Source organism: Brenneria tiliae, assembly GCF_023347575.1.
GTDB lineage: Bacteria > Pseudomonadota > Gammaproteobacteria > Enterobacterales > Enterobacteriaceae > Brenneria > Brenneria corticis.
The window spans coordinates 439,384-464,395 of sequence record NZ_JAKPCB010000103.1; the positions used below are offsets into that span (position 1 = coordinate 439,384).

The 25,012-nt window shown below is 55.2% G+C and carries 27 protein-coding genes, 1 pseudogene and 1 riboswitch; of the genes and pseudogenes, 15 read left to right on the plus strand and 13 right to left on the minus strand.

Annotation, left to right across the window (positions count from 1 at the left end):
- Positions 1–461 precede the first annotated feature (461 nt).
- The 3 genes and pseudogenes from MFP24_RS22835 to rlmA all read left to right on the plus strand — a co-directional run bounded on the left by MFP24_RS22835 (position 462) and on the right by rlmA (position 1,759).
- Positions 462–577, plus strand: a pseudogene (locus MFP24_RS22835) (DUF2627 domain-containing protein).
- A 39-nt stretch (positions 578–616) separates the two neighbouring features.
- The gene (gene cspE, locus MFP24_RS22840) at positions 617–826 is read left to right on the plus strand and encodes a transcription antiterminator/RNA stability regulator CspE (protein ID WP_002221949.1); all 210 of its coding nucleotides are present in this window, start codon (positions 617–619) and stop codon (positions 824–826) included.
- A 96-nt stretch (positions 827–922) separates the two neighbouring features.
- Complete coding sequence (gene rlmA / locus MFP24_RS22845; RefSeq protein ID WP_249232380.1) at positions 923–1,759, plus strand: 23S rRNA (guanine(745)-N(1))-methyltransferase; 837 nt, start codon at positions 923–925, stop codon at positions 1,757–1,759.
- Between the two features lie 43 nt (positions 1,760–1,802).
- Here the strand turns inward: rlmA and mntP are convergent, their stop codons facing one another.
- The 5 genes from mntP to manX form a co-directional block, all read right to left on the minus strand.
- On the minus strand, positions 1,803–2,378 hold the full coding sequence (gene mntP / locus MFP24_RS22850) for a manganese efflux pump MntP (protein WP_249232379.1): 576 nt from the start codon (positions 2,376–2,378) through the stop codon (positions 1,803–1,805).
- A gap of 7 nt (positions 2,379–2,385) precedes the next feature.
- A riboswitch (yybP-ykoY riboswitch) is annotated at positions 2,386–2,570 on the minus strand.
- A 197-nt stretch (positions 2,571–2,767) separates the two neighbouring features.
- Positions 2,768–3,226, minus strand: a complete 459-nt coding sequence (locus MFP24_RS22855) for a DUF986 family protein (RefSeq protein ID WP_249232378.1) — start codon at positions 3,224–3,226, stop codon at positions 2,768–2,770.
- Between the two features lie 90 nt (positions 3,227–3,316).
- On the minus strand, positions 3,317–4,162 hold the full coding sequence (locus tag MFP24_RS22860) for a PTS mannose transporter subunit IID (RefSeq protein WP_249232377.1): 846 nt from the start codon (positions 4,160–4,162) through the stop codon (positions 3,317–3,319).
- Positions 4,163–4,176: 14 nt separating this feature from the next.
- Positions 4,177–4,974, minus strand: coding sequence for a PTS mannose/fructose/sorbose transporter subunit IIC (locus MFP24_RS22865; protein WP_249232376.1), 798 nt, complete (start codon positions 4,972–4,974; stop codon positions 4,177–4,179).
- Between the two features lie 69 nt (positions 4,975–5,043).
- Complete coding sequence (gene manX, locus MFP24_RS22870; RefSeq protein ID WP_249232375.1) at positions 5,044–6,012, minus strand: PTS mannose transporter subunit IIAB; 969 nt, start codon at positions 6,010–6,012, stop codon at positions 5,044–5,046.
- A gap of 608 nt (positions 6,013–6,620) precedes the next feature.
- Between manX and MFP24_RS22875 the strand changes: the two genes are divergently transcribed.
- A complete protein-coding gene (locus MFP24_RS22875) occupies positions 6,621–8,171 on the plus strand; it encodes a TerC family protein (RefSeq protein ID WP_249232374.1) in 1,551 nt (516 codons plus the stop codon).
- A gap of 145 nt (positions 8,172–8,316) precedes the next feature.
- On the opposite strand, the gene MFP24_RS22880 is transcribed toward MFP24_RS22875, so the two are convergent.
- The 3 genes from MFP24_RS22880 to pabB all read right to left on the minus strand — a co-directional run bounded on the left by MFP24_RS22880 (position 8,317) and on the right by pabB (position 11,866).
- Positions 8,317–9,681, minus strand: a complete 1,365-nt coding sequence (locus MFP24_RS22880; RefSeq protein WP_249232373.1) for an L-serine ammonia-lyase — start codon at positions 9,679–9,681, stop codon at positions 8,317–8,319.
- A gap of 167 nt (positions 9,682–9,848) precedes the next feature.
- Entirely contained in the window at positions 9,849–10,439 is a 591-nt protein-coding gene (locus tag MFP24_RS22885; RefSeq protein WP_249232372.1) for a CoA pyrophosphatase, read from the minus strand.
- 44 nt (positions 10,440–10,483) lie between these two features.
- The gene (pabB, locus tag MFP24_RS22890; RefSeq protein WP_249232371.1) at positions 10,484–11,866 is read right to left on the minus strand and encodes an aminodeoxychorismate synthase component 1; all 1,383 of its coding nucleotides are present in this window, start codon (positions 11,864–11,866) and stop codon (positions 10,484–10,486) included.
- A gap of 162 nt (positions 11,867–12,028) precedes the next feature.
- Between pabB and MFP24_RS22895 the strand changes: the two genes are divergently transcribed.
- The gene (locus MFP24_RS22895; RefSeq protein WP_249232370.1) at positions 12,029–12,268 is read left to right on the plus strand and encodes a YoaH family protein; all 240 of its coding nucleotides are present in this window, start codon (positions 12,029–12,031) and stop codon (positions 12,266–12,268) included.
- Between the two features lie 24 nt (positions 12,269–12,292).
- Here the strand turns inward: MFP24_RS22895 and MFP24_RS22900 are convergent, their stop codons facing one another.
- Positions 12,293–12,637, minus strand: coding sequence for a RidA family protein (locus tag MFP24_RS22900; RefSeq protein ID WP_249232369.1), 345 nt, complete (start codon positions 12,635–12,637; stop codon positions 12,293–12,295).
- Positions 12,638–12,824: 187 nt separating this feature from the next.
- Here MFP24_RS22900 and yoaA point away from each other — a divergent pair, with 187 nt between their 5' ends.
- From yoaA to rnd, 5 genes are all read left to right on the plus strand, one after another.
- On the plus strand, positions 12,825–14,735 hold the full coding sequence (gene yoaA, locus MFP24_RS22905; protein WP_249232884.1) for a DNA repair helicase YoaA: 1,911 nt from the start codon (positions 12,825–12,827) through the stop codon (positions 14,733–14,735).
- A 68-nt stretch (positions 14,736–14,803) separates the two neighbouring features.
- On the plus strand, positions 14,804–15,505 hold the full coding sequence (tsaB, locus tag MFP24_RS22910; protein WP_249232368.1) for a tRNA (adenosine(37)-N6)-threonylcarbamoyltransferase complex dimerization subunit type 1 TsaB: 702 nt from the start codon (positions 14,804–14,806) through the stop codon (positions 15,503–15,505).
- Positions 15,506–15,581: 76 nt separating this feature from the next.
- Positions 15,582–16,187 carry a Slp family lipoprotein gene (locus MFP24_RS22915; RefSeq protein ID WP_249232883.1) on the plus strand — a complete coding sequence of 202 codons (606 nt, stop codon included), beginning with the start codon at positions 15,582–15,584 and terminating at the stop codon, positions 16,185–16,187.
- Between the two features lie 180 nt (positions 16,188–16,367).
- The gene (fadD, locus tag MFP24_RS22920; protein WP_249232367.1) at positions 16,368–18,053 is read left to right on the plus strand and encodes a long-chain-fatty-acid--CoA ligase FadD; all 1,686 of its coding nucleotides are present in this window, start codon (positions 16,368–16,370) and stop codon (positions 18,051–18,053) included.
- 60 nt (positions 18,054–18,113) lie between these two features.
- Positions 18,114–19,235: a ribonuclease D gene (gene rnd / locus MFP24_RS22925; RefSeq protein ID WP_249232366.1), complete on the plus strand. Its 1,122-nt coding sequence runs from the start codon at positions 18,114–18,116 to the stop codon at positions 19,233–19,235.
- Positions 19,236–19,358: 123 nt separating this feature from the next.
- Here the strand turns inward: rnd and minE are convergent, their stop codons facing one another.
- Genes minE through minC form a run of 3 tightly spaced genes read right to left on the minus strand, consistent with a single transcriptional unit; the run spans position 19,359 to position 21,153 of the window.
- The gene (gene minE, locus MFP24_RS22930; protein WP_136167850.1) at positions 19,359–19,628 is read right to left on the minus strand and encodes a cell division topological specificity factor MinE; all 270 of its coding nucleotides are present in this window, start codon (positions 19,626–19,628) and stop codon (positions 19,359–19,361) included.
- A gap of 3 nt (positions 19,629–19,631) precedes the next feature.
- Positions 19,632–20,444: a septum site-determining protein MinD gene (gene minD, locus MFP24_RS22935; RefSeq protein WP_249232365.1), complete on the minus strand. Its 813-nt coding sequence runs from the start codon at positions 20,442–20,444 to the stop codon at positions 19,632–19,634.
- A gap of 22 nt (positions 20,445–20,466) precedes the next feature.
- Positions 20,467–21,153: a septum site-determining protein MinC gene (gene minC / locus MFP24_RS22940; protein ID WP_249232364.1), complete on the minus strand. Its 687-nt coding sequence runs from the start codon at positions 21,151–21,153 to the stop codon at positions 20,467–20,469.
- A gap of 136 nt (positions 21,154–21,289) precedes the next feature.
- Between minC and MFP24_RS22945 the strand changes: the two genes are divergently transcribed.
- The 4 genes from MFP24_RS22945 to MFP24_RS22960 all read left to right on the plus strand — a co-directional run bounded on the left by MFP24_RS22945 (position 21,290) and on the right by MFP24_RS22960 (position 23,261).
- Entirely contained in the window at positions 21,290–21,547 is a 258-nt protein-coding gene (locus MFP24_RS22945) for a YcgL domain-containing protein (protein ID WP_249232363.1), read from the plus strand.
- Between the two features lie 224 nt (positions 21,548–21,771).
- The gene (locus MFP24_RS22950; protein WP_249232362.1) at positions 21,772–22,428 is read left to right on the plus strand and encodes a fumarylacetoacetate hydrolase family protein; all 657 of its coding nucleotides are present in this window, start codon (positions 21,772–21,774) and stop codon (positions 22,426–22,428) included.
- 99 nt (positions 22,429–22,527) lie between these two features.
- Positions 22,528–22,974: a cysteine cluster protein YcgN gene (gene ycgN / locus MFP24_RS22955; protein WP_009112912.1), complete on the plus strand. Its 447-nt coding sequence runs from the start codon at positions 22,528–22,530 to the stop codon at positions 22,972–22,974.
- Positions 22,975–23,063: 89 nt separating this feature from the next.
- Positions 23,064–23,261, plus strand: a complete 198-nt coding sequence (locus MFP24_RS22960) for a DNA polymerase III subunit theta (protein WP_136167854.1) — start codon at positions 23,064–23,066, stop codon at positions 23,259–23,261.
- Positions 23,262–23,327: 66 nt separating this feature from the next.
- Here the strand turns inward: MFP24_RS22960 and dsbB are convergent, their stop codons facing one another.
- Positions 23,328–23,861 (minus strand): disulfide bond formation protein DsbB, encoded by a 534-nt coding sequence (gene dsbB / locus MFP24_RS22965; RefSeq protein WP_249232361.1) that lies wholly within the window; start codon positions 23,859–23,861, stop codon positions 23,328–23,330.
- A 408-nt stretch (positions 23,862–24,269) separates the two neighbouring features.
- Between dsbB and fadR the strand changes: the two genes are divergently transcribed.
- The gene (gene fadR, locus MFP24_RS22970) at positions 24,270–24,989 is read left to right on the plus strand and encodes a fatty acid metabolism transcriptional regulator FadR (protein WP_009112909.1); all 720 of its coding nucleotides are present in this window, start codon (positions 24,270–24,272) and stop codon (positions 24,987–24,989) included.
- Positions 24,990–25,012 lie beyond the last annotated feature (23 nt).

Genomic DNA, 25,012 nt, shown 5'->3' on the forward strand with positions numbered 1-25,012 from the left:
GCTGGCTAGTATTGTTTTGCTTATTTTTTTGATTGTTTTACTTGTTGTTATGCTGAGTATTGATTAATTCAAAAAAAGTAACGTTGCGTATGCGTTGATTTATCAGTCAACCACCCAAAGGGCAAAAACGGGAATCGATAGTGGGTATTTATCTAAGACCTGTCAGTCCGCCACTTTTGCCCTTTTTCCATCGCCCTACGCAGCGTGCTGGCGACGGTTTTTTTATGCCTGCCGCTGGCCCCGATCGCCGCAGGTACGCCACGATCCGCGTCTCCCCGACATATGCGAATATTATGGGTAAAAAAGATATTTACTCTTATCAATATAGCGAGTTAGCGTTATTTGTAAGTCGTCGATGACGTTAATCTGTGCGCCATGTCCATGACTGATAAAAAAGGGCTTGCCAACGGTTGTGGAGTGTGCAATAACGCACTTGGGTAAAACGAGGTACAGTTCTGTATATGAATGGCATTTTCAGTAAAGAAGACTTGAGTACAAGCGTTAGCGTGAATACCACTTCTCTGCCGATCCTTATCTTAGTGCCTCAAGCAGTAACGACTTTGGTTTGTCTGTATAACGCCTCTGGCGGTTTAAACAATTAAAGGAAATATCTGAAATGGCAAAGATTAAAGGTCAAGTCAAGTGGTTCAACGAGTCTAAAGGCTTTGGTTTCATCACTCCGGCTGACGGTAGCAAAGATGTATTCGTACATTTCTCTGCAATTCAAGGCAACGGCTTTAAAACTCTGGCCGAAGGCCAGAACGTAGAGTTCGAAATCCAAGACGGTCAGAAAGGTCCGTCTGCAGTCAACGTCACTGCGATTTAATTACAGTTCACGTTGTAAAACCCGCCACGGTGCGGGTTTTTTGTTGTCTGATTTTTATCAATATAAAGAGTGCTTTTTAGCAGGGAAAACGTGCTGATGCCTTATCAATGCCCGCTATGCCGGCAACCATTACGCCGCATGGCGCAGCAATGGTCCTGTGGCCGCCACAGTTTCGACTGTGCGAAAGAAGGCTATGTGAACCTGTTGCCGGTGCAATTTAAACGTTCAAAGCAACCGGGCGACAGCGCGGAAATGATGCAGGCCCGCCGCCGCTTTCTGGATGCGGGACATTACCATCCATTGCGTGAATATGTTACACGGCGCATTAATGAGATTTTACCGCCCGATGCGGCCGCCTTGTTGGATATCGGCTGTGGCGAAGGCTATTACACCGCCGCGTTGGCCGCCCGGGTTAAACCATGCCGGGCAATAACCGTTTATGGGCTGGATGTTTCGAAAGCGGCGATACAGCGTGCGGCAAAACGTTATCCAGAGGTCGATTATTGCGTCGCCTCAAGCCAGCGACTGCCGTTTGACGACCGGTCACTGGATGCCATCCTGAAAATTTACGCGCCGTGCAATGACGCCGAATTGCAGCGCACGGTGAAAGCGGGCGGTTGGGTCATTACCGTATCGCCGGGGCCGCGCCATCTTTATCAGTTAAAAGCACAAGTCTATGACCAGGTACGGTTACACCCCGGCCGGGACGAAACGCTGGCCGGTTTCCGGTTGGTTGAACGGCAAACGCTGGCATATCCGATGCAATTGACCGGGGAGGAGGGCGCCGCGCTACTCCAGATGACGCCGTTCGCCTGGCGAGCCACCCCGGAGGTCGGTAAAAAGCTGCGGGAAGCGGCGCAATTTAGCTGCGAGACCGACTTTATTATCCGCCTGCACCAGCGTATCGTCGACGGCGAAACGGCCGCCGGATAAGGTAAACAGCAGGGCGGAAATCCGGCATCAACGGTCATCTCTTTCACGCCGCAGCATGGCCAAGATGTTCATAGAGAATATTGCAGCCGATGCCGATAAGCACGATACCGCCGACAATCTCCGCTTTTTTGCCGAGGATCGGTCCGATATAGCGGCCAATCAGCATGCCTAGCGTCACCATAATCATGGTGGCGCAGCCAATGACCATGGCCGTGTGGAAGATATTGACCTGTAAAAATGCCAGGCCCACGCCGATGGTCATGGCATCAAGGCTGGTGGCGAAGGCCGTACAGACCAGCAGCGCCAGGCTGTGTTTTTTAATTTTATCGCAGTGGCAGATCCTGGCGTTTTTGCCGCCTTCCATAATCATGCGCCCGCCCAGAATTACCAGCAGGCCAAAGGCAACCCAGTGATCCCATTCGATAATAAACCGGCTGGCGAAAAAACCGAGGGACCAGCCAATCAACGGCGTGGTGGCTTCCACTACGCCAAAAATAAGGCCGGTGCGGATGGCGTCCCGGAATTGGGGTTTGTGCAATACGGCGCCTTTACCGATAGACGCCGCAAAAGCATCCATCGACATGCCGAACGCAAGGATGAGCGTTGCTGATAGGTTCATGGTAAATAGCCTCGGCTGGGTGGTTCTCCATATCCACGGCGCTCATCCCCAACCAGATGATGGTCGCCGTGTCTATGGTCTCGCCTGCCAACTGGCCGCCCGCACCACGTTTTAATAAATAAAACGAGTATGTTGATACGAGCATTTCTGATCCTGACTTTCAGAAACCGGCTACTCCCCAATGACGGCGCAACCTTAACATATTATTTATGGATTAAACAACAATAAAAATAACAGGGGTTAATAATGCAATTGATAATTATTTTCATTTAAAGATAGCGTGATCGTTATCGCATAAAATAACGTCAGCGTTGGTGGGGGTAAAATACCACAAATAAGTTAATGATATGTTTTATAATATATTTAATTTAAAATTAAATATCTTTATCTCATTGATTTTCAATCATAAAATTATATATCTTCTCCAGGTCGTCAAGCTGCGCTACCTGTATTAATAACCGGCGTCGTTCCAGATCGATGACCAAAACGCCGTCCTCAGATAAATTCATATTTTTAATACGGTTATAAGGAATAAAGATATTGGCATAAAAGAAACCTGTCGGTTTAAACAGCAACTTGGGATGACGAATATAGGCGAGATAGATCGCCATAAATGCTAAAAAAAGCAAAAGAGACGTGATAATTACCGCACCGTTATTCATGACGTTCTGATAAATAAGGATTATCACCAGGGCGATAAAAATAAGCGCGTCCAGCCGGTTTACCCGTTTTAGCGCCACGCGCAGTTGGGTTTTCCCTTGCAGTCTATCCATGATGAATTCGTCATAGATAGCATAAATCAGCGCCAGCGCGATCAAAATAACCAGGGCGATATCCGTAATCGTCATGGGGACTCCATGGGTGAATATTTGGGGGATGTGTGTGCTAAACGAACGGCGTACGTCCGCCGGAGGGGTCACCTCCGGCGGGGTAACGTACTACAGACCGAGCAGGCCGATCCAATAACCGAAGATGCCGATGGCGAAGAATCCCATGATAAGCCACAGGGCGTTAACCTTGCGCCTCAGCAGCCACATGCAGCCGAAGGTGAGCAACAGGGGTATCAGTCCCGGCATAAGCTGGTCGAGAATCGACTGGACGGTGGTGATGGTGGTTTCGCCCTCCTGGTTGGTTACCCTGGAAACCACCATGGGCACGTTGACGTGGGTCCACTTGTTGACCAGCGCCCCCATGACGAACAGACCGAGAATAGACGCCGCCTCAGTCATCTTTTGCAGGAAGCCGCCGCCCATATCGCTAACGATATCGACCCCTTTGCGATAGCCATAGGCCACGCCATAGTAGCGCACCAGCAGGCGTACCAGGTTGAACAGAACGAAAAAGAGCACCGGCCCCAGCAGGCTGCCGCTCATCGCAATCCCGGCGCCCAGCGCGGCGAAAACGGGACGCGCCGTGCCCCAGAAAATGGGGTCGCCGACGCCCGCCAGCGGACCCATCAACCCCACCTTCAGGCCGTTTATCGCCCCGTCGTCAATCGGCGCGCCATTGGCGCGCTGCTCTTCCATCGCCATCGTCACCCCCAGAATCGGGGCGGCGACAAACGGCTGAGTATTGAAAAACTCCAGATGGCGCTTAATCGCCTGTTTACGCTCTTCCGAGTTTTCAGGGTAGAGACGGCGGATCACCGGCACCATGGAAAAGCAGAAGCCGAGCGCCTGCATACGTTCAAAGTTCCATGACCCCTGGAAAAGGTTGGAGCGAATAAACACCGCGCGAACATCGCTGGCGGTGAGTTTTTTTACATCAGTAGTTGTATCAACCATTTCTCTCACTCCTATTAATCCAGTTCGTTATCGAGATCGTTATTACCCGAGGCCACCGCTTGACCCGGCGACCTGTTGTATTTCGGGCTGAGCTGGATGTACAGCACGGCCATAACAATACCGATGACCCCCAGCGCCACCAGGTTGAACTCGGTAAAGGCGGCGGTAACGAAACCAAGATAGAAGAAAGGCATCAGGTAGCCCGCGCGCATCATGTTGATGACCATCGCGTAACCCACGACGACAATCATGCCCCCGGCGATATTCAGGCCGTTGGTGACCACGTCGGGAATCGAGTTCAACATCGCGTGAACGGCATCGGTGCCGACGGAGATCGCCACGATAACGGCGGGAATGGCGATACGCATCGCCTGAAGAAACAGCGCGGATACGTGAATCCAGCTGATCGCGCTTAAGTTGCCGCGTTCCGCCGCGCTATCGGCGGCATGCTGGAACGCCACGGTAATGGTACGCACGATAATCGTCAGCACCTGCCCGGCCGCGGCCAGCGGGATAGCCAGCGCAATCCCCGCGCCTACGCTTTGTCCGCCGGCGATGACCAGAATCGTCGAGATAATGGAAGCCAGAGCCGCATCGGGCGCCACCGCCGCGCCGATGTTCATCCATCCGAGCGCGATCATTTCCAGCGTACCGCCGATAATGATCCCGGTTTGCAAATCGCCTAATACGGCGCCGATAAGCGTACAGGCGACGAGAGGGCGGTGGAATTGAAATTCGTCAAGAATCGACCCCATCCCCGAAACACAAGACACGATAAATATCAGCACAATTTGAAGGGTGGTAATCTCCATTGTACTTCTCCTATAGAAAACGTTATCTGAGTAAAATAAATCGTTACACAGTGGAAGTTATTGAATGTGCTAACGAGCCATCTTATTGATTAGATCCATCATTTTGATTTTGGAATCACTGGAAACTTTTCTGACTTCCAATTCAATTCCGCGTTTATCCAGTTCCTTGAACGCCGCGATATCCTTTTCATCAATGGAGACCGCATTATTGACCTGCGTTTTCCCTTGACGGAACGCCATGCCCCCAATGTTGACGGAGGGTATGTCGACGCCATTTTCAACCAGGGTTAGTACGTCGGTCGGGTTGGTAAATAACAGCATCACGCGATCGGCGGCATATTTCGGGTTGTCGTAAACGCGGATGGCCTTCGCCACGTCCACCACATGCGCGGTAACCCCCGGCGGCGCGACCTGGGTCAGCAGCGTTTTGCGCACGTTGTCGGCGGCGACTTCGTTGCTGACGACGATAATGCGGTTGACGTTGGTCTCTTTCGTCCAGCGCGTCGCCACCTGACCGTGAATTAAACGGTCGTCAATACGCGCCAACCCTATCTTCATATGTCCGCCGGTTCCGCTGACCGGCGCCGGGGCTTTGGGTGCGGATGAAACCGGAGCGGGGGAGACCGCCGCTTTCTGTTGCTCCTGGGTTTTCAGGGCCTTTACCCCGTCTCTTCCCGCCTCAAGCGCGGTTGTCACCAAATCGGCGAATGCCGGCTTGTCATCGCGGGCCATAAAGGTTTCCACCAGCATGGGAATATTTACCCCGGTGATAACTTCATGGTCCTCCTTGTCGGTTACCACACGGCTGGCGGCATTAAACGGACTGCCTCCCCAGGTATCGACCAAAAACAATACGCCGGACGACGTCTCCAGTTGAGATAATTTCTCCTGATATTTTTCTATCAGCGTTTCAGCGTTTTCACCGGGGATGAAATCGATCGCGGCGACGTTATCCTGCTCGCCAAGAATCATCTCAGCCGTTTTTAACAGCGGCCCCGCGGTGGCTCCGTGAGTGCATAGTATTATTGCAATACTCACTTACTACCTCCTCACTATTCACGATCAAATCGAGTGTGTAATGTGTCGGGATATAGGGTTAACGTGCGCTTGCCGAACGTTAATCGTTGCCATATCAGTATGGTCGTCAGAGGCTGACTTGGTTATCCAATAGGTAAAAATTTTTACAATTAATTCACTACATTCAATGAGCCGGTTCAAACTCGTCAAGCCTGAAACAATCGTTTGACAGATTTATTTTACTCACCGAAAAAATAAATAGTGTGACGTTGCTCCACCTTTGATTGGCGTAAACTGTGAGCTGTTAAGAAAAGTGTGCGGTAAATAACAGAAATGTCACATGCATTTGCTGCATGGCGCGGCGTAAGAAAGTCTTTGTGAAAAACCGGAGCAACCTGTTAAAGTTATATTCTGTTAAATTATTTAGGAGCATCGGGCATTCGCCCTTCCCATGGACTGTCACCGACAAAACGTTCTCTGTGTACCCGCTAACGCTGGTGGTTTTCTGCACTCGGTTGGTCATTCCGGCCACCTTCAGAGTCATTCTGATTCATACCCACTCTTTTTATTATCCTTCAATGCCAACGCGGCATTGATGTCGTCTGCTGGTTCATTTTTCGGAGTCTGACATGGAATTTTTGCTGGATCCCTCAATCTGGGCAGGCTTATTGACGCTGGTGGTACTTGAAATTGTTCTGGGTATCGACAACCTGGTATTTATCGCCATTCTGGCGGATAAACTGCCCCCCAAGCAGCGAGATAAAGCCCGCATTATCGGGTTATCGCTGGCCCTGCTGATGCGTTTGGGGCTGTTGTCGCTGATTTCCTGGATGGTCACGCTGACCCGCCCGCTGTTTTACGTCGGCGATTTCAGCTTCTCCGGCCGCGATCTTATCTTGCTGGCCGGGGGGATGTTCTTACTGTTTAAAGCCACCATGGAGCTGCATGAACGGCTGGAAAATAAATCGCATGACGAGCACGGCAGCCGCGTGCACGCCAGCTTTTGGGTGGTCGTCGCCCAGATAGTCGTGCTGGATGCGGTGTTTTCTCTGGATGCGGTGATTACCGCGGTGGGTATGGTTAACCACCTGGGCGTAATGATGACCGCGGTGATTATCGCCATGGGGGTGATGCTGCTGGCATCCAAGCCGCTGACCAATTTTGTCAACGCCCACCCGACGGTGGTGGTGCTGTGCCTCAGCTTCCTGCTGATGATTGGTTTAAGTCTGGTTGCGGAAGGTTTCGGCTTCCATATTCCCAAAGGTTATCTGTATGCGGCGATTGGCTTCTCGATCCTGATCGAATTTTTCAACCAGCTTGCCCGACATAACTTTATGAAGCATCAGTCGCGGCGCCCTCTGCGCGAGCGCACCGCCGAGGCGATTTTACGGCTGATGGGGGCCAGAAAGGCCGCCGCCGACGAGGACGATCAGCCGCAGAAAGTCACCGCTGAAACCTTTGCCGAAGAAGAACGCTATATGATTAGCGGGGTATTGACGTTGGCGTCGCGTTCCCTACGCAGCGTGATGACGCCGCGCACGGAAATTTCCTGGGTAGACAGCGAGCGCTCCGTGGAGGAGATCCGTTTGCAGTTGCTGGATACGCCCCACAGCCTGTTCCCGGTCTGCCGCGGCTCGCTGGACGAGCTAATCGGCGTGGTGCGGGCCAAAGATCTGCTGGTGGCGCTGGAAGAGCATGCCGATGTGGAAAGTTTCGCGGCGGCCAATCAGCCGATTGTGGTGCCGGAAACGCTGGACGTGATCAATTTGCTGCCGGTGCTGCGCCGGGCCAAAGGCAGCCTGGTGATGGTAAGCAACGAGTTTGGCGTGGTGCAGGGGCTGGTTACGCCGTTGGATGTGCTGGAAGCGATTGCCGGCGAGTTCCCGGACGAAGACGAAACGCTGGATATTGTGGCCGACGGCGACGGCTGGCTGGTTAAAGGCGGCACGGATTTGCACTCTTTGCAGCAGGTGGTCGACAGCAGCGATCTGGTCAGCCCGAAAGAGGATTACGCCTCGCTGGCGGGTATGCTGCTGGCCTACAGCGATGAGTTTCCCAACGTGGGCGATGTGATTGAGCTGCACCAGCTGCGCTTCCAAATCATGGAGGTGTCGGAATACCGTATCGAGCTGGTGCGGGTCGAAAAAATCACCGAGCCGAGGGAAGAGGAAGACGAGTAGCTGCGATTTCCCGCCTGACGGGGCGTTTGCCAAAGGCGTCGATCTCTGTACGGCTTGCCCATCATCGGGCAAGCCGTTTTACTTTATGCCGTACCGGCGGTTAAATATGGCTTTATATCTGTGAACGGAATGGCAACTGACGCAGCTAGTCGCACTGCACCTTGATCGCCAGTCCGCCGCGCGAGGTTTCGCGGTATTTGGCGTTCATATCCTTGCCGGTTTCGTACATGGTCTCAATAACCTTATCCAGGGATACGCGCGGTTCGCTGGTACGGCGCATCGCCATTCGCGCGGCGTTGATGGCTTTCACCGCGGCGATGGCGTTGCGTTCGATGCACGGCACCTGAACCTGGCCGGCGACCGGATCGCAGGTCAGGCCAAGATTGTGCTCCATGCCGATTTCCGCCGCCACGCAGACCTGCTCCGGACTGGCGCCCATCAGTTCCGCCAGCCCGGCCGCCGCCATTGAGCAGGCGACGCCGACTTCTCCCTGACAGCCCACTTCGGCGCCGGAGATGGAGGCGTTCATTTTATACAGTATGCCTACCGCGCCCGCGGCGAGAAAATAGCGGATATAGATGTCGGGGCCGACCGGTTCGATAAAGCGGTCGTAATAGGCGAGGACCGCGGGCACAATGCCGCAGGCGCCGTTGGTCGGCGCGGTCACCACGCGGCCGCCGGCGGCGTTTTCCTCGTTGACCGCCAGAGCGAACATATTGATCCAATCGACGACGTTCATCGGGTCGTTGGATAGCTTGTCGGAGGCGACCAGCATGCGACGCAGCGCCGAAGCGCGGCGGGGAACGCGCAGCGGACCGGGCAGCACGCCTTCGGTATTCACGCCGCGGTCGATACAGGCGCGCATGGTCTGCCAGATAGTCGAGAAATAATCTGCGATATCCTGACGGCTGTGCAACGCCAGTTCGTTGCGCATCACCATGGCGGACAGCGAAAGGCCGTTTTGCTTGCAGTGCGCCAGCATCTCTTGCGCCGAATTAAAGGCATACGGCACGGAGACTTCGGTTAATACGCTGTTACCAAAGTTCTCTTCGTCAACGATAAATCCGCCGCCGATGGAGTAATAGGTCTTACGGAAAACGGCCTCGCTCCCGGCAAACGCGGTGATCGTCATACCGTTTTCGTGCAACGACAGGTTTTCGCTGCGGAAAACCATGCCGCCTTCCCGGGGGAAATCGACCTCATGCCGGCCGTCCGCCAGCAACAGGCGTTCCCGACTTTCCACCTCGCGGATAAACTCCGGGATGGCGTCGATATCGACGGTGTCCGGCATCTTGCCCGCCAGCCCCATAACGATGGCGATATCGGTATGGTGTCCTTTCCCGGTCAACGACAGCGAGCCGTAAACGTCAACGGCGATACGCGTCACGCCGGCCAGCAAGCTGCGGCTTATCAATTCATCGACAAATTGCTTACCGGCTTTCATCGGTCCTACCGTATGAGAGCTTGAGGGGCCAATGCCGATTTTAAACATGTCGAAAACGCTTATCACGCCCAAACTCCTTACTCGCGCCGTTGAATAGCCGAAGAATAGGATAAAATTCTCAAATCGCGCCATTGTAGTGTGCAATATGTTGCGGAGTTCGCTTTTTCGCATGAAATAAACTTATGCCAACGGGCAACGGAACTTATCTCAGCGGACAGCGGACAAGGTAGCCGTCACGGCTCGCCGGCGACGTGCAGGGCGAGCCGGCGGATAATTGACGCCGTCAATCCCCAGACGAATTGCTGCCGATACCAGGAGAGATAAACCCGGTGAGGTTTGCGCTGCCGCTCGATATCAAGGGAATGGTAGCGGGTAAGCGCCAGCGCTTCCGCCAGCGGCATTTCAAATAGCTCCGCCACTTCGTTTTCTTGCGGATAAAAGCGGGTCTGCGGGGAGATAAGACCGATAACCGGCGTGACCTGAAAGCCGCTGATGCTGTCTAGCGACGGTAATACGCCCAATACCTGCACATTGTGCGGCGGAATGGCCACTTCTTCCTGCGCTTCGCGCAGCGCCGTCTCCACTAGCGACCGGTCGTCAAGGTCGGCCGCGCCGCCGGGGAAGGCGACCTGCCCGGCATGGCTTCTCAGGCCGGATGCCCGGCGGGTCAGCAGCAGCGTCGGGGTGGCGCGGCGCACAATCGGCACCAGTACGGCCGCCTGCCTCCGGTGGCGGGCCGGCGGCGCCGGACGCAGCGTTTGCAGCTGAAAGCGGGTAATAAACTCGGCCAGATCGAAGCTGGCGGGCGAGCGGGGTGCATTCATTGAATGGGTCACGGGTCTTTACCTGGGAAGCGCTGATTATCCAATTAATCCAACCTATCCAGCAAGGGCAAGATACGCTTCACTTTATCAAAGGTTTCCTGATATTCCGCCTGTTCCTGGCTGTCGGCGACGATTCCGCCGCCGGCCCAGCAGTATATTTTTCCCTGCTCGGTTAATAAGGTGCGAATGGCGATGCTGGTGTCCATGGTGCCGCAAATGCTCAGGTAGCCGATGCTGCCGCAATAGGCATTACGCCGCTGCGGTTCCAGCTCTTCAATAATCTGCATCGCCCGGATTTTCGGTGCGCCGGTGATCGAACCGCCGGGGAAACAGGCGCGCAGCAGCGCCGTCGCGTGACAGCCGGCGGGAAGCCGCGCCGTAATGGTACTGACCAGATGGTGAACCGCGGGAAAAGGTTCCACGATGAACAATTCCGGTACGCGCACGCTGCCGGGCACCGCCACCCGGCCGATATCGTTACGCAGCAAATCGACGATCATCAGGTTTTCCGCCCGATCTTTATCCGATCGCACCAGCCGGGCGGCCTGCGCGCGGTCCGCGTCTTTGTCGGCCAGGCGCGGCAGCGTGCCTTTAATCGGTCGGGTCTGGATCCGTTGATTTTCCAGCCACAGAAAACGTTCGGGAGAAACGCTGATCACCGCGTTTTCAGGCAGGCGCAGAAACGCGGAGAACGGCGCCTTATTGCCGGACGACAGACGCAGAAACGCCTGCCATTCATCCCCTTGATAATCGGCGACGAAACGCTGCGCCAGGTTAACCTGGTAACAGTCTCCCGACAGCAGGTAATGCTGTATTTTATCGAATTTAGCGCCGTACTCCGCGCGCGACATATTGGCGCGCCACGGCCCGGTAAGCCGGAAATCGTCCGTGGGGCGCCCCGCGGGCGGATGCGCCAGCCAGTCGAGCCGCTCCTGAAGATGACGATGAACGATCAGCGTTAATGTCTGGCGCTGATGATCGGCGATTAGCGCCCAGTCATATAAACCGACGGCCATATCGGGCAGGTCGATATCCCGTTGTGCCTGCGACGGCAGTTTCTCGATGCGGCGGCCGAGATCGTAACCGAACAGGCCGAGCGCGCCGCCCTGAAAGGGAAAGTCAGGCCGCGCCGCGGCATCGAGGCCCAGATGTTCAAGCTGTTGTTGCAGCAGCAAGAAGGGATCGTCGGTGGATATCCGCGTATTGCCGCCGCGGGCGATTTCCGTCCGATCGCCGCGCGTACACAGCGTGACTCTGGGGTCGGCCACCATAATGTCGAAACGACTATGGGGATGATCGGCAAAGCCCGAATGCAGCAGCATCGCCCACGGCTGCTGCGAAAAAGGCGCGAAAAGCGTCAGTAGCGCATCCGGCTGATAGGGCAGCGAGTGATAGACAGGGGATGAGACGTTGGTATTTAAGGACATGTCTGTTCGTATAATCTCATGCTTGCAGGTGAATCGCTGTTTTTGTGGTCGGCCCAGGGTGATTTTCCCCGGCGGGCTAGCGTATCACAAAGCGCAAGTTCTGGCGTATAGCGCAGATAGTGTGCGATGATACGCGCCCGATTTAACCCCCAGGAGAAGGTGATGATAGCAGGTATGCCGGCGCTGACGCATGAGCAGCAGCAAGAAGCGGTGGAGCGGATACAGGAGCTGATGTCGCAGGGGATGAGCAGCGGCCAGGCGATCGGCATCGTGGCGGCGGAGATTCGGGAACAACATAAAGGTGACAGGGTCACCGCCATGTTCGACGACGAAGAAAGCAATGAAAACGATGAGGATGAGCATCGTTCGTTTGATGATGGCGAAGAAGAGGAAGAGCACTAAGGCTTTCCCTCTTTTTGCCCATATTTACACGGCGGCAATCGCTTTTATTTCAATTTTAAAGCGCGGATTCATCAGCCTGGCCTGTACGGTGCAGCGCACCGGCGCGCTGCCCGGCGCGACCCAGGCGTCCCATACGGCGTTCATCGCCGCAAAATCATCGGCATTGGCCAGAAAAATGGTGACGTCCAGCAGACGGCTTTTATCCGTTCCCGCCTGTTGCAATACCTCGTCCAACGACGCCAAGGCATTTTCCGTCTGTGAACGGGCATCCCCATCCAGATTATCCGGCACGCTGGTGTGATACAGCGTGTGGTTATGGATCACGGCATTGGACCAGCGCGCTTCAGGGTCGATTCTGGTGATTGGCATAAGCATGTAGTCTCTTCATCTTGGTGAATAACGGCGTTAAGCCTAACATTAGACCTCTGCGACCAAAAGCCCCGCTGATTTGGGGTGGTGGTGGCGGTTGAGTCTTGGCATAATCAGCGCGGCGTTATCGTCAGGCAGCACCGGCGGTTCGAATCCTATAAAGAGAGACAGTGTGACAAACGATCGCGTGATAGATGATTTTGCAACCGATGGGGCGCTGGCCAAGGCCATCCGCGGGTTTAAGCCCCGCGAGCCTCAGCGGCAAATGGCGCAGGCCGTCGCTCAGGCCATCGACAAACAGCGGGCGCTGGTGGTCGAGGCCGGGACAGGGACGGGCAAAACCTATGCCTATCTGGCGCCGGCGCTGCGGGCGGATAAAAAAGTCATCATTTCGACGGGCTCGAAGGCATTGCAGGATCAGCTCTACAGCCGGGATCTGCCCACGGTGGCGCGGGCGCTTGACTATAAAGGCAAGCTGGCGCTGCTGAAAGGGCGCTCCAACTATCTCTGTCTGGAGCGCCTGGAGCAGCAATCGCTGGCGGGCGGCGATCTTTCCGCTGAAACCCTGAGCGCATTGGTCAGGCTGCGGGGATGGTCTTCCGAAACCGTGGAGGGCGACGTCGCGACCTGTGCCGGCGTGGCGGAAGATAGCCCGGTCTGGCCGCTGGTGACCAGCACCAATGATAATTGCCTGGGCAGCGACTGCCCGCGCTATAAAGAGTGCTTTGTGGTCAAAGCCCGGCGCAAGGCGATGGATGCCGATATCGTGGTGGTCAACCATCATTTGTATCTGGCCGATATGGTGGTGAAAGAGAGCGGATTCGCCGAACTGATCCCCGACAGCGACGTGGTGATTTTTGATGAGGCCCACCAGATCCCCGATATCGCCAGCCAGTATTTCGGGCAGCAGCTTACCAGCCGCCAACTGATGGATCTGGCGAAAGATATCACTATCGCCTACCGCACGGAGGTGCGTGATGCGGCGCAATTACAGAAGAGCGCCGACCGCCTGACGCAGAGCGCCCAGGATTTTCGTCTGGCGCTGGGCGACCCCGGATTTCGCGGCAATCTGCGCGAGATCCTTAATCAGCCGCCGCTGCAGCGCGCGCTGCTGCTATTGGATGACGCGCTGGAGCTGTGCTACGACGTGGCCAAACTCTCTTTAGGCCGTTCCGCGCTGCTGGACGCGGCCTTTGAGCGGGCGACGCTGTACCGCGGGCGATTAAAACGCCTGATGGATGTGCAGCAGGCCGGCTACAGCTACTGGTATGAATGCAATTCCCGTCACTTCGTGCTGGCGCTGACGCCGCTTTCCGTGGCCGATCGCTTTCGTGAGCTGATGAAAGAAAAACCCTCGGCCTGGGTTTTTACCTCCGCCACCCTGTCGGTTAACGAGCAGCTAAAACACTTTACCGATCGGCTGGGGCTGGACGAGGCGAACACCAATACCCTGCTGCTGCCAAGTCCGTTTGATTACGCCAGCCAGGCGCTGCTCTGCGTGCCGCGTTATTTGCCGGAAAGCAACCGTCCCGGCGGCGCAAAGCGGTTGGCGGCGATGCTCTCTCCGCTGATTGCGGCGAATAAGGGACGTTGTTTTATGCTTTGCACCTCCCATCAGATGATGCGCGATCTGGCCGCCGAATTCCGCGCCACGCTGACGCTGCCGGTGTTATTACAGGGCGAAACCGGCAAAGCGCAGCTGCTGGCGCAGTTTGTCGCGGCGGGCAACGCGCTGCTGGTGGCCACCAGCAGCTTCTGGGAGGGGGTCGACGTGCGCGGCGACGCGCTCTCCTGCGTGATTATCGACAAACTTCCCTTTACCTCGCCGGACGATCCGCTGCTGAAAGCGCGCATCGAAGACTGCCGCCTGCGGGGCGGAGAGCCGTTCGACGAGGTGCAACTGCCGGATGCGGTTATCACCCTGAAGCAGGGCGTGGGACGATTGATCCGCGATATAGACGACCGCGGCGTGCTGGTTATTTGCGATAACCGTCTGGTTATGCGCCCGTACGGCTCGGTCTTTCTCAACAGCCTGCCGCCCGCGCCGCGCACGCGCGATATCGGGCAGGCCATCGAGTTTCTTACCGGTAATGCATAACGGAAATCTGGCGGGCGCTATGCTATCATGCGCGCCGTTAAGACTTATTTATCCCGCCTGAGGTTGGCATGTCCACGCGAATTCTAGCGCTTGATACCGCGACGGAAGCCTGTTCCGTCGCCCTCTGGAATGATGGTGAAATTCATTCTTTATTTGCAGTTTGTCCCCGGGAACATACCCGGCGCGTGTTGCCCATGGTGCGGCAGGTGCTGGCGGAAAGCGGCCTGACGCTCGGCGCGCTGGATGCGCTGGCGTTTGGCCGGGGGCCCGGCAGTTTTACCGGGGTGCGCATCGGCATCGGCATCGCGCAGGGGCTGGCGCTGGGCGCCGATCTGCCGATGATCGGGGTTTCCACCCTGGCGACCCTGGCGCAGGGCGCCTTGCGCCGCACCGGCGCCACGCGGGTATTGACGGCGATTGACGCCCGCATGGGCGAAGTGTATTGGGCGCAATATCAGCAAGAGGCCGACGGGCGCTGGCAGGGAGACGCCGGCGAAGCGGTGCTGACGCCGCAGCAGGTACAGGCGCTGAGTGCGCAATTAAGCGGCCGCTGGGCGACGGCCGGCACCGGATGGCAGACCTATGCGGACCTGGTGAATCACCCGGCGGTTTCATTGCTGGACGGCGACACGCCGTTGCCGCAGGCGGAGGATATGCTGCCGCTGGCCTGCCGGCAGTGGGACGCGGGCCAGGCGGTGAGCGTTGAACAGGCCGAGCCGCGCTATCTGCGCAATGAAGTCGCCTGGAAAAAACTGCCTGGCCGGGAATGAACGGCAACTTATTCTGTACGGTATAGTCTAATTATCGGGCACTGGAAAAGGAGATGTCATGACTATGACTGGGTGTATGAATAATCAAACGCGGCGCGTTCGGCCGCCGCGCGCGCCGTGGAGCGGCCTGATCGCCGCCGCGGCCCTGCTGCTGTCCGGGTGCGTCACGGTGCCGGACGCCATCAAGGGAACATCTCCTACGCCTCAGGACGATCTGGTGCGGGTGATGAACGCGCCGCAGCTGTATGTGGGGCAAGAGTCCCGCTTTGGCGGCCGGGTGGTCGGCATCCGCAATGAAGCCAATAAAACCCGGCTGGAGATAGCCAGCTTGCCGCTGGACGGCGGCGCCAGACCTCGGCTGAATCAACCCTCCGAAGGGCGCTTTATCGCTTATGTGAACCGCTTTCTGGAACCGACGGATTTTAGAGACCGACTGGTTACCGTGGTCGGTCCGATCGTCGGGACGGAACAGGGATCCATCGGCGACAAGCCGTATCGCTATGTGGTGATTGACGTTCAGGGCTACAAACGCTGGAACGTCGTGCAGCGCGTGGCGATGCCGGCGGGCGCTTACGGCCCATGGGGATGGGATGCGCGCTATGGCTATGGCTGGGGTCCCGGTTGGGGATTCGGCGGCGGCTGGTATGGTCCGGCGCAGATTGAGACCATCGTGACGGAATAGCCTATCTTTGGGTAGCATAGAAAATCAGGCGGCTCAGGTTGCCTGATTTTTTTTAGGTGATCGGCCTCGCAACCCTGACATTGTTTATTTATCAATGGCTAAGTTGAGTTAAAATAATGTTAACAATACTTTGCATTGAGGTTGCCGATGCCGCTGAAAAAATATCTCGGGAGTGACGTCTTGGACAAAATCTGGCTGGCACGCTATCCGGCGGGTGTACCTGCGGACATCGATGCGGATCGCTATTCCTCATTAGTGGAAATATTTGAGAATGCGGCGGCTCGCTACGCCGATCGGCCGGCATTTATCAATATGGGGGAGGTGATGACCTTCCGCAAACTGGAAGAGCGCAGCCGGGCGTTTGCCGCCTATCTGCAAAACCAGCTTAAGCTGCGAAAAGGCGACCGGGTGGCGCTGATGATGCCCAACCTGCTGCAATATCCGGTGGCGCTGTTCGGCGTGCTGCGGGCCGGTATGGTGGTGGTTAACGTTAATCCGCTGTATACCCCGCGTGAGCTGGAATACCAATTGAAAGACAGCGGCGCCAGCGCCATTGTGATCGTTTCCAACTTTGCCCATACGCTGGAAAAGGTGGTGCGCAATACCCAGGTGAAACACGTTATCCTCACCCGCATGGGCGATCAGCTCTCCACGCCGAAGGGAACGCTGGTTAATTTTGTGGTCAAGTATATCAAGCGACTGGTGCCCAAATACCATCTGCCGGACGCCATCTCATTTCGGCGGGTGTTGCAGGAAGGACGGCGTATGCAATATGTGAAGCCGGATATCATCAACGCCGATTTGGCTTTCTTGCAATACACCGGCGGAACAACCGGCGTCGCCAAAGGGGCGATGCTGACTCACCGTAATATGCAGGCCAATCTGGCGCAGTGCAAAGCGGCGTACGGCCCGGTACTGGGGGAGAATGAACTGGTGGTTACGGCGCTGCCGCTGTATCACATTTTTGCGCTGACGGTGAACTGCCTGCTGTTTATCGAGTTTGGCGGCACAAATCTGCTGATTACCAATCCCCGGGATATCCCGGCGCTGGTCAAAGAGCTGGCGCAGCATCCCTTTACCGTGGTGGTCGGGGTAAATACCTTATTTAACGCCCTGTTGAACAATAAAGAATTCAATCAGCTGGACTTCTCCACGCTGCGGCTCTCCGTCGGCGGCGGCGCCTCGGTACAGCAGGCGGTGGCGGAACGCTGGGAAAAGCTGACCGGCAAACACCTGCTGGAGGGGTACGGACTGACGGAAAGCTCGCCGCTGGTGTCCGGCAATCCCTACGATCTGCAACGCTATAGCGGCAGCATCGGACTGCCGGTGCCGTCGACGGATGTGCGTATCATCGATAATGACGGCAATGACGTCGCCCCCGGCGAAGCGGGAGAACTGTGGATCCGCGGGCCGCAGGTAATGCTCGGCTATTGGCAGCAGCCCGCGGCCACCGATGAGGTGTTGCGCGACGGCTGGCTGGCCACCGGTGACATTGTCACGGCAGATCAGGAAGGTTTCCTGCGGGTCATCGATCGTAAAAAAGATATGATTCTGGTGTCGGGGTTTAACGTTTATCCCACTGAAATTGAAGATGTGATTACCCGTCATGCTAAAGTTTCAGAGTCCGCGGTGGTCGGGTTGCCCAGCGAGGTGTCGGGCGAGGCGGTGAAGGCGTTTGTGGTTCGACGCGACGCTTCGCTGACCAAAGAGGAGTTGATCGCCCATTGCCGGCGCAATCTTACCGGCTATAAGGTGCCGAAAGAGATTGAATTCTGCGAGGATTTGCCCAAGTCTAACGTAGGCAAGATCCTGCGCCGGGAACTGCGGGATGAGCAAAATAAAATCGCGGAGACGACAAACACATAGGCGAATCGCCGGCTGCCGGCGATTTATGGATTATATTGCAACCACCAAGAGAATGATGTTTTGAATTATCAGTTGATCACCACCGACGCCGGGTTAGAACAGGTTTGCACGCAGGCGCGCCACTATACGCAGGTCGCGCTGGATACCGAGTTCGTCAGAACTCGCACTTATTACCCGCAATTGGGGCTGATCCAATTGTACGATGGCGAACGGCTTGCGCTTATCGATCCCTTGACCATTACCGACTGGGCGCCTTTTCAGCAGCTGTTGAGCGACGAGCAGGTGGTCAAATTTCTGCACGCCGGCAGTGAAGATCTGGAAGTTTTTCTTAATGCTTTCGGCCTGTCGCCGACGCCGTTTATCGATACCCAGATTCTGGCCGCTTTTTTAGGTAAGCCGCTCTCTTTTGGCTTTGCCGCCCTGGTGGCCGAATATATGGACGTCGCGCTGGATAAAAGCGAATCGCGTACCGACTGGCTGGCTCGTCCGCTAAGTGAAAAACAGTGCGACTATGCCGCCGCCGATGTGTTCTACCTGTTGCCGATGGCCATAAAACTGGTGCAGGAGACGGAGGCCGCCGGATGGATGGCCGCCGCGCTCGATGAATGTCGCCAGCTGTGCCAGCGTAAGCGGGAAATATTGGCGCCGGAGTCGGCCTATCGCGAAATCGGCAATGCCTGGCAGCTGCGCGGGCGGAATCTGGCCTGCCTGCAACTGCTCGCCGCATGGCGCCTGCGCAAGGCGCGCGAGCGCGACAGCGCGGTGAACTTCGTGGTGCGTGAAGAGAATCTGTGGCAGGTGGCGCGTTTTTTACCCGCGTCGTTGGCAGAGCTGGATTCGCTGGGGCTGAGCGGTCCGGAGATTCGCTATCACGGTAAAACGATGCTGGCATTGGTTGAGCAGACCAACGGCTTGAGCGACGAGGACTGTCCGCCGCCGGTGATCAACCTTATCGATTACCCCGGCTATAAAAAGGCCTTTAAAGATATTAAAGCGCTGGTGCAGGGCGTCAGCGAACGTAGCGGATTATCCCCTGAGCTGCTGGCGTCCCGCCGTCAGATTAACCGGCTGCTTAACGAGCACTGGAAATTGAACGGACAGAATGCGCTGCCGGAAATGCTGTCTGGCTGGCGTAATAATTTATATGGCGATGAGCTGCGGGCAGTTTTACAACAGTATTAAGCGCGGCTCGTTCACCCCGGCCATCTTTTATTCAGGCGCTTTATTTCTCAATACGAAAAAGGCAGGGGAAAGGGATCTGAATATCCCCTGCCAAATAAGCAGGGGATATTACGGCGGGAAAAGTCATTTAGGGTTTTCTTCCGTTTCCGGCAATGTTACGTTCAGCTCAAGTACGGAAATATCATCGCCCTTTTGCTCTAACTGAACGCTCACCATTTCCGGGTCTATCTGTACGTATTTACAGATAACTTCCAGAATATCCCGTTTTAACTGCGGCAGATAATGGGGCTCGCTGTCTCCCCGACGTCGCTCCGCGACAATAATCTGCAGCCTTTCCTTGGCAATATTGGCCGTCGCTTTTTTGCGGGACAGAAAGAAATCGAGTAATGCCATAATTTATCCCCCAAAAAGTCGTTTAAGGAAACTTTTCTTCTCTTCTTCAACGAAGCGGAAAGGCCGCTCTTCGCCTAATAGACGATCGACGGTGTCTGAATAGGCTTTGCCGGCGTCGGCTTCCGGATCCAGGATAACCGGCTCGCCCTGGTTGGACGCCCGCAGCACCGACTGATCTTCCGGGATAACCCCGACCAGCGGAATACGCAGAATTTCCAGCACGTCTTCCATGCTCAGCATATCGCCGCGATTCACCCGGCCCGGATTATAGCGGGTCAAAAGCAGGTGCTCTTTGATCGGCTCTTCCGAGCGTTCGGCGCGGCGCGACTTGGAGGACAGAATGCCCAGAATGCGGTCGGAGTCGCGTACCGATGAGACTTCCGGGTTGGTGGTGATCACCGCCTCATCGGCGAAATAGAGCGCCATCAGCGCGCCGGTTTCGATACCGGCCGGCGAGTCGCAGACGATAAAGTCAAAGGACATTTCACCCAGATCGTCCAGCACTTTTTCCACGCCTTCGCGGGTCAGCGCGTCTTTATCGCGCGTCTGCGAAGCGGGCAGAATGTACAGATTTTCAGTGCGCTTATCTTTGATTAACGCCTGATTCAGCGTGGCGTCGCCCTGGATCACATTAACAAAGTCGTAAACCACGCGACGTTCACATCCCATAATCAGGTCGAGGTTGCGCAGACCGATGTCAAAGTCGATGACAACCGTCTTTTTTCCTTTCTGGGCTAAACCGGTAGCAATGGCCGCGCTTGAAGTAGTCTTGCCAACGCCCCCTTTACCCGATGTAACAACAATGATGCGTGCCATAAATGTTTCCTTGTCAAAGGGCTTAGTCTAGAGGTTGTATGTTTAAAACGTTATCCTGCAGGTTAAGGTTTACCCTTGCCGCCTGCCCGGAAAATGCGGGTGGAATTTGATCGCTCAGCCAATATCGGCCGGCGATCGATACCAGTTCGGCCGCCAGATGGGTGCAAAATATCTGGCTCTGCACATCGCCTGAAACGCCGGCCAGCGCCCGGCCGCGCATCATGCCGTAAATATGGATATTGCCGTCGGCGATCACTTCCGCCCCCGCGCTGACGCTGCTGGTGACGATCAGATCGCAGTTCCGCGCATAGATTTGCTGGCCGGAGCGAACGGGGGCGCTGATGACCTGGGTCTTCGCGGCGCCGGGCGCTGCGGTGACGGGCGGCGCTGCCCGCCGCTGCTCTTTCCCTTCGCTCAGCAGGGGCAACCCCGCCTGCGTAATGACCTGTTTCAACCGCTCGTCCTTGCATCCGCTGATGCCGACGACGTGCAGCCCGGTTGAGGAAATGGCCTGCTGTAATTTTATCCAGTCGATATCCGCGGTTAACGCGGCGACATTAATGACAACGGGAGCATTTTTCAGAAAAGCGGGCGCCTGCTCGATCTTTTCCTGTAATGCCTGATAAATTACCTCGGGTTGGGAATCATGCAAATGAACAACCGATAAGGTAAAGCTGCTGCCTTTTAGTTCAATTGGCGTTTGTGACATCTATCCTGACTCAGTTTCAGCATCTTTTAATCCCCAGAGTAACATTTGAGGCATGATATTCCAGAGCGCTGTAAGCATGTTATAGTCACAATTATATACAGGCAAGATGCCATTCTCATTAAATAGAGTAAAAAAAATGTTTTGTGCGATCTACCGGAGTTCCAAACGCGATCAAACCTATCTCTATGTCGAAAAAAAAGACGATTTTTCCCGCGTGCCTGAAGAATTGATGAAAAGTTTCGGCAAACCGCATTTAGCCATGTTATTGCCGCTGGACGGCAGCAAGAATTTGGCCGCCGCCGATATTGAAAAAGTTAAACAAGCGCTCGAAGAGCAGGGGTTTTATCTGCAGGTTCCGCCGCCGCCGGAAAGTTTATTAAACACGCTTTGGTAAATGTAAAAAAATAATACCAACGCTTATTTTCGGATAATGCCTTAGTGATAATATCTCGCCGTTTGCCATTAAAAAAGAAATCCGCCGTTAATAAACGGATTTCTTTCCTGAACGATCTTCCGCCCAGGGGCATTTAACGCGTTGCCGGCGGGAGGGGGGTATCAGGCGCGCGTTTATTGTGATAAGTGTAATGTTTACCCAACTGACAGGGCAGGAGACTATTCATGTATCAACACAGAGACTGGCAGGGTGCGCTGCTGGATTTCCCGGTAAACAAAGTGGTGTGCGTAGGCAGTAACTATTCGGCGCACATTAAGGAAATGGGAAGTGCGACGCCCACCGAGCCGGTTTTATTTATTAAGCCGGAAACCGCGCTGTGCGATTTACGCCAGCCGGTCGCCGTTCCCAAAAATCTTGGCTCTGTCCATCATGAGGTCGAACTGGCGGTGCTGATCGGCACGCCGCTGAAGCAGGCGAATGAGGAGCGGGTGGCGCGGGCCATCGCCGGCTACGGCGTCGCGCTGGATTTAACGCTGCGCGATGTACAATCCGCATCCAAAAAAGCCGGGCAGCCGTGGGAAAAAGCCAAGGCGTTTGACGGTTCCTGCCCGATTTCCGGTTTTATTCCGGTAGCGGAATTCGGCGATCCGCAGCAGACGGATCTGGGGGTTAAAGTGAATGACGAGGTGCGACAACAGGGCAATACCCGCGATATGATTACGCCGATCCTGCCGCTGATTGCTTATATGAGCCGCTTCTTTACGCTGCGCGCGGGCGATATTATCCTCACCGGAACGCCGCAGGGCGTTGGGCCGATTTTGTCTGGCGATATGCTGAAAATCACCCTTAACGACCGCTCTCTCAACACCCGCATTATCTAATTCCGCGCTGCCCGCTTCACTGCGAACGGGTAGCAAAACTTGCCTCCGCCGCGTAAACCCGCTATACAGAGCGCCAATACAGATTAACCGGAAAGAGAAATGACTGAACGCCCTTTTTGGCAGCACAAGACGTTGGCTGAAATGTCCGACGACGAATGGGAGTCGCTGTGCGACGGCTGCGGGCAGTGCTGTTTGCATAAACTTATCGATGAGGACACGGAGGAAATCTACTTTACCAACGTGGCCTGTAATCAATTGAATATAAAAAGCTGTCAATGTCGCAACTATAGCCGTCGCTTTGAATATGAGCCCGATTGCATCAAGCTCACCCGCGAAAATCTGCTGACCTTTAACTGGTTGCCGGCCACCTGCGCCTATCGGCTTATCCATGAAGGGAAGGGGCTGCCGCAGTGGCATCCGCTGATTGCCGGTTCCAAAACGGCGATGCACGGAGAACGGATTTCCGTGCGGCATATCGCGGTGCGGGAGAACGAGGTGGTGGATTGGCAAGACCATATTCTGAACAAGCCGGCGTGGGCCCGATAAGCGGAAATATTCGCACGCCTTCCCCATGTGAAAATCAAAATGTGTTGTATAATTTTAATACAACAACAGCGAAAGAAAGGGGGGAGCAGATGATCAACTTTGAAAAGATGATTCTTGGATACAGCGATCAGTACGCTGATTTTGCTGCTTCCACGATTGCTTTTATGGAAAGTCAGAAAAAAACCATTAATGCTGACGAAATCGCGGAAAAAATCCCACAAGAGAAACGGCAGTACTTTAAAGAAAGATTGGACCATTACAGGGATATATACGGACCACAGCAGTAGCATAGATTGATAAAAAAGCCCGGGTGATATTTACCCGGGCTTTTTTACGCGCCGGCGCGCGGCTTTTCAGCGGCTGAAAAGGTCGCGGCGTTTGGGGCGGAAAGGCTGGGCGATCAATACCAGCAGCGCAATCAGCAGATAGGCGGCGAAAATACCGACCAGCCACTGCGGCATTTCCAGCGACAGTAATTGCCATTGGCGCTCCGAGCAGTCGCCCGTCGCATTGAATACCGCGGGGAGCCATTTATCCAGCGGCAGCCAGGACGGGAAGCTGACAAAGAAATCGCAGGTATTAAAGGGCGAGGGGTGCAGCAGGATATCCGTATGCTTCCAGGCCAGGCGCAACCCCTCGAATGAACTGTAGATCCACAGCGCAATCGCCGGATACCGCAGCAGCAGGCTGCCCGGCGCGACGGCGCCCAACAAACCGGCCCCCATGATGCCGAACAGGGCATTGCGCTGATAAATGCACAGCACGCAGGGCTTTAATAGCAACACATGCTGGAAATAAAGCGCGACCAATTCCAGAGCCAAGGCTGTCAATGCCAGTAATAACCAGGCGCCGCGGCCACGTGAGCAACGGTTGAGAAATCGCAACATAACAAGTATTCCATGCCAAAATGAGCGACTCGGCAGTTAAAGCGGACCAGCCTCACTGCCATCATTATTCAGCGCGGATTCGACACCATTAAAAACCGCTAACGGGGCTTGCGCTGACTGAATTGATATCCACCGACCACTATACAGGATTATCCGCGCCAATGACGGTCATAAATGATGCCGGCCCGTCGCCGTGGAGACTTTTCTTTATCGCTAACGTGGCATCATAGCTGAAAATTTTGCCCACCGGCCAGTGATATGGATTGCCGGATTGCATGGTTTTGTTTGCAGTCACAGTTTTATCTTGAATTTGTTTGGCGCGGGGCGGCGATGCTATGTCATGTTTGGTTCATCTGGTATGATGAGTGCAGCTTTCATCGGTAAATATCGCTACGGAATATCAAACTCATGGTTATAAAGGCGCAAAGTCCAGCCGGATTCGCGGAAGAATATATTATTGAAAGTATATGGAATAACCGCTTTCCTCCGGGGTCAATTCTGCCTGCAGAAAGAGAGCTTTCCGAGTTGATAGGCGTGACGCGCACCACGTTGCGGGAAGTGCTGCAGCGTTTGGCGCGCGACGGCTGGTTGACGATTCAACACGGTAAACCAACGAAAATCAATAACTTCTGGGAAACATCCGGACTGAATATCCTGGAGACGCTGGCGCGGCTCGACCACGATAGCGTACCGCAACTTATTGATAATCTGCTGGCGGTGCGTACCAATATCGCGGCTATTTTTATCCGCACGGCGCTACGGCAGCACCCGGAAAAGACCCGTGAGGTATTAAAGCAGACCGGCGCCGTGGATGATAACGCGGATGCGTTCGCGCAACTGGATTACAACGTATTCCGCGGGCTGGCGTTTGCCTCCGGTAATCCGATTTACGGCCTGATTCTCAATGGGTTGAAAGGGTTGTACATTCGCGTCGGCCGCTACTATTTTTCCAATCCCGATGCCCGCAGGCTGGCGCTGGACTTCTATAAGCGGCTGGAAACGCTGTGCCATGACGGCCTGTACGAGCAGGTTATGGACGTGGTCCGGCATTATGGCAAAGAGAGCGGCGCTATCTGGCATAGTATGCAGAGCGCCATTCCGCACGATATCGCCGAAATTCGCCGCTAACAATCAAAAGGGTATTCAGACAA

What these genes read in the sequence shown, in the direction of transcription:
- cspE (WP_002221949.1), top strand. Translation starts at nt 617, where the DNA reads ATGGCAAAGATTAAAGGTCAAGTCAAGTGGTTCAACGAGTCTAAAGGC.
- rlmA (WP_249232380.1), top strand. Translation starts at nt 923, where the DNA reads ATGCCTTATCAATGCCCGCTATGCCGGCAACCATTACGCCGCATGGCG.
- mntP (WP_249232379.1), bottom strand. Translation starts at nt 2,378, where the DNA reads ATGAACCTATCAGCAACGCTCATCCTTGCGTTCGGCATGTCGATGGAT.
- MFP24_RS22855 (WP_249232378.1), bottom strand. Translation starts at nt 3,226, where the DNA reads ATGACGATTACGGATATCGCCCTGGTTATTTTGATCGCGCTGGCGCTG.
- MFP24_RS22860 (WP_249232377.1), bottom strand. Translation starts at nt 4,162, where the DNA reads ATGGTTGATACAACTACTGATGTAAAAAAACTCACCGCCAGCGATGTT.
- MFP24_RS22865 (WP_249232376.1), bottom strand. Translation starts at nt 4,974, where the DNA reads ATGGAGATTACCACCCTTCAAATTGTGCTGATATTTATCGTGTCTTGT.
- MFP24_RS22875 (WP_249232374.1), top strand. Translation starts at nt 6,621, where the DNA reads ATGGAATTTTTGCTGGATCCCTCAATCTGGGCAGGCTTATTGACGCTG.
- MFP24_RS22885 (WP_249232372.1), bottom strand. Translation starts at nt 10,439, where the DNA reads ATGAATGCACCCCGCTCGCCCGCCAGCTTCGATCTGGCCGAGTTTATT.
- pabB (WP_249232371.1), bottom strand. Translation starts at nt 11,866, where the DNA reads ATGTCCTTAAATACCAACGTCTCATCCCCTGTCTATCACTCGCTGCCC.
- MFP24_RS22895 (WP_249232370.1), top strand. Translation starts at nt 12,029, where the DNA reads ATGATAGCAGGTATGCCGGCGCTGACGCATGAGCAGCAGCAAGAAGCG.
- MFP24_RS22900 (WP_249232369.1), bottom strand. Translation starts at nt 12,637, where the DNA reads ATGCCAATCACCAGAATCGACCCTGAAGCGCGCTGGTCCAATGCCGTG.
- tsaB (WP_249232368.1), top strand. Translation starts at nt 14,804, where the DNA reads ATGTCCACGCGAATTCTAGCGCTTGATACCGCGACGGAAGCCTGTTCC.
- MFP24_RS22915 (WP_249232883.1), top strand. Translation starts at nt 15,582, where the DNA reads ATGAATAATCAAACGCGGCGCGTTCGGCCGCCGCGCGCGCCGTGGAGC.
- minE (WP_136167850.1), bottom strand. Translation starts at nt 19,628, where the DNA reads ATGGCATTACTCGATTTCTTTCTGTCCCGCAAAAAAGCGACGGCCAAT.
- minD (WP_249232365.1), bottom strand. Translation starts at nt 20,444, where the DNA reads ATGGCACGCATCATTGTTGTTACATCGGGTAAAGGGGGCGTTGGCAAG.
- minC (WP_249232364.1), bottom strand. Translation starts at nt 21,153, where the DNA reads ATGTCACAAACGCCAATTGAACTAAAAGGCAGCAGCTTTACCTTATCG.
- MFP24_RS22945 (WP_249232363.1), top strand. Translation starts at nt 21,290, where the DNA reads ATGTTTTGTGCGATCTACCGGAGTTCCAAACGCGATCAAACCTATCTC.
- MFP24_RS22950 (WP_249232362.1), top strand. Translation starts at nt 21,772, where the DNA reads ATGTATCAACACAGAGACTGGCAGGGTGCGCTGCTGGATTTCCCGGTA.
- ycgN (WP_009112912.1), top strand. Translation starts at nt 22,528, where the DNA reads ATGACTGAACGCCCTTTTTGGCAGCACAAGACGTTGGCTGAAATGTCC.
- MFP24_RS22960 (WP_136167854.1), top strand. Translation starts at nt 23,064, where the DNA reads ATGATCAACTTTGAAAAGATGATTCTTGGATACAGCGATCAGTACGCT.
- dsbB (WP_249232361.1), bottom strand. Translation starts at nt 23,861, where the DNA reads ATGTTGCGATTTCTCAACCGTTGCTCACGTGGCCGCGGCGCCTGGTTA.
- fadR (WP_009112909.1), top strand. Translation starts at nt 24,270, where the DNA reads ATGGTTATAAAGGCGCAAAGTCCAGCCGGATTCGCGGAAGAATATATT.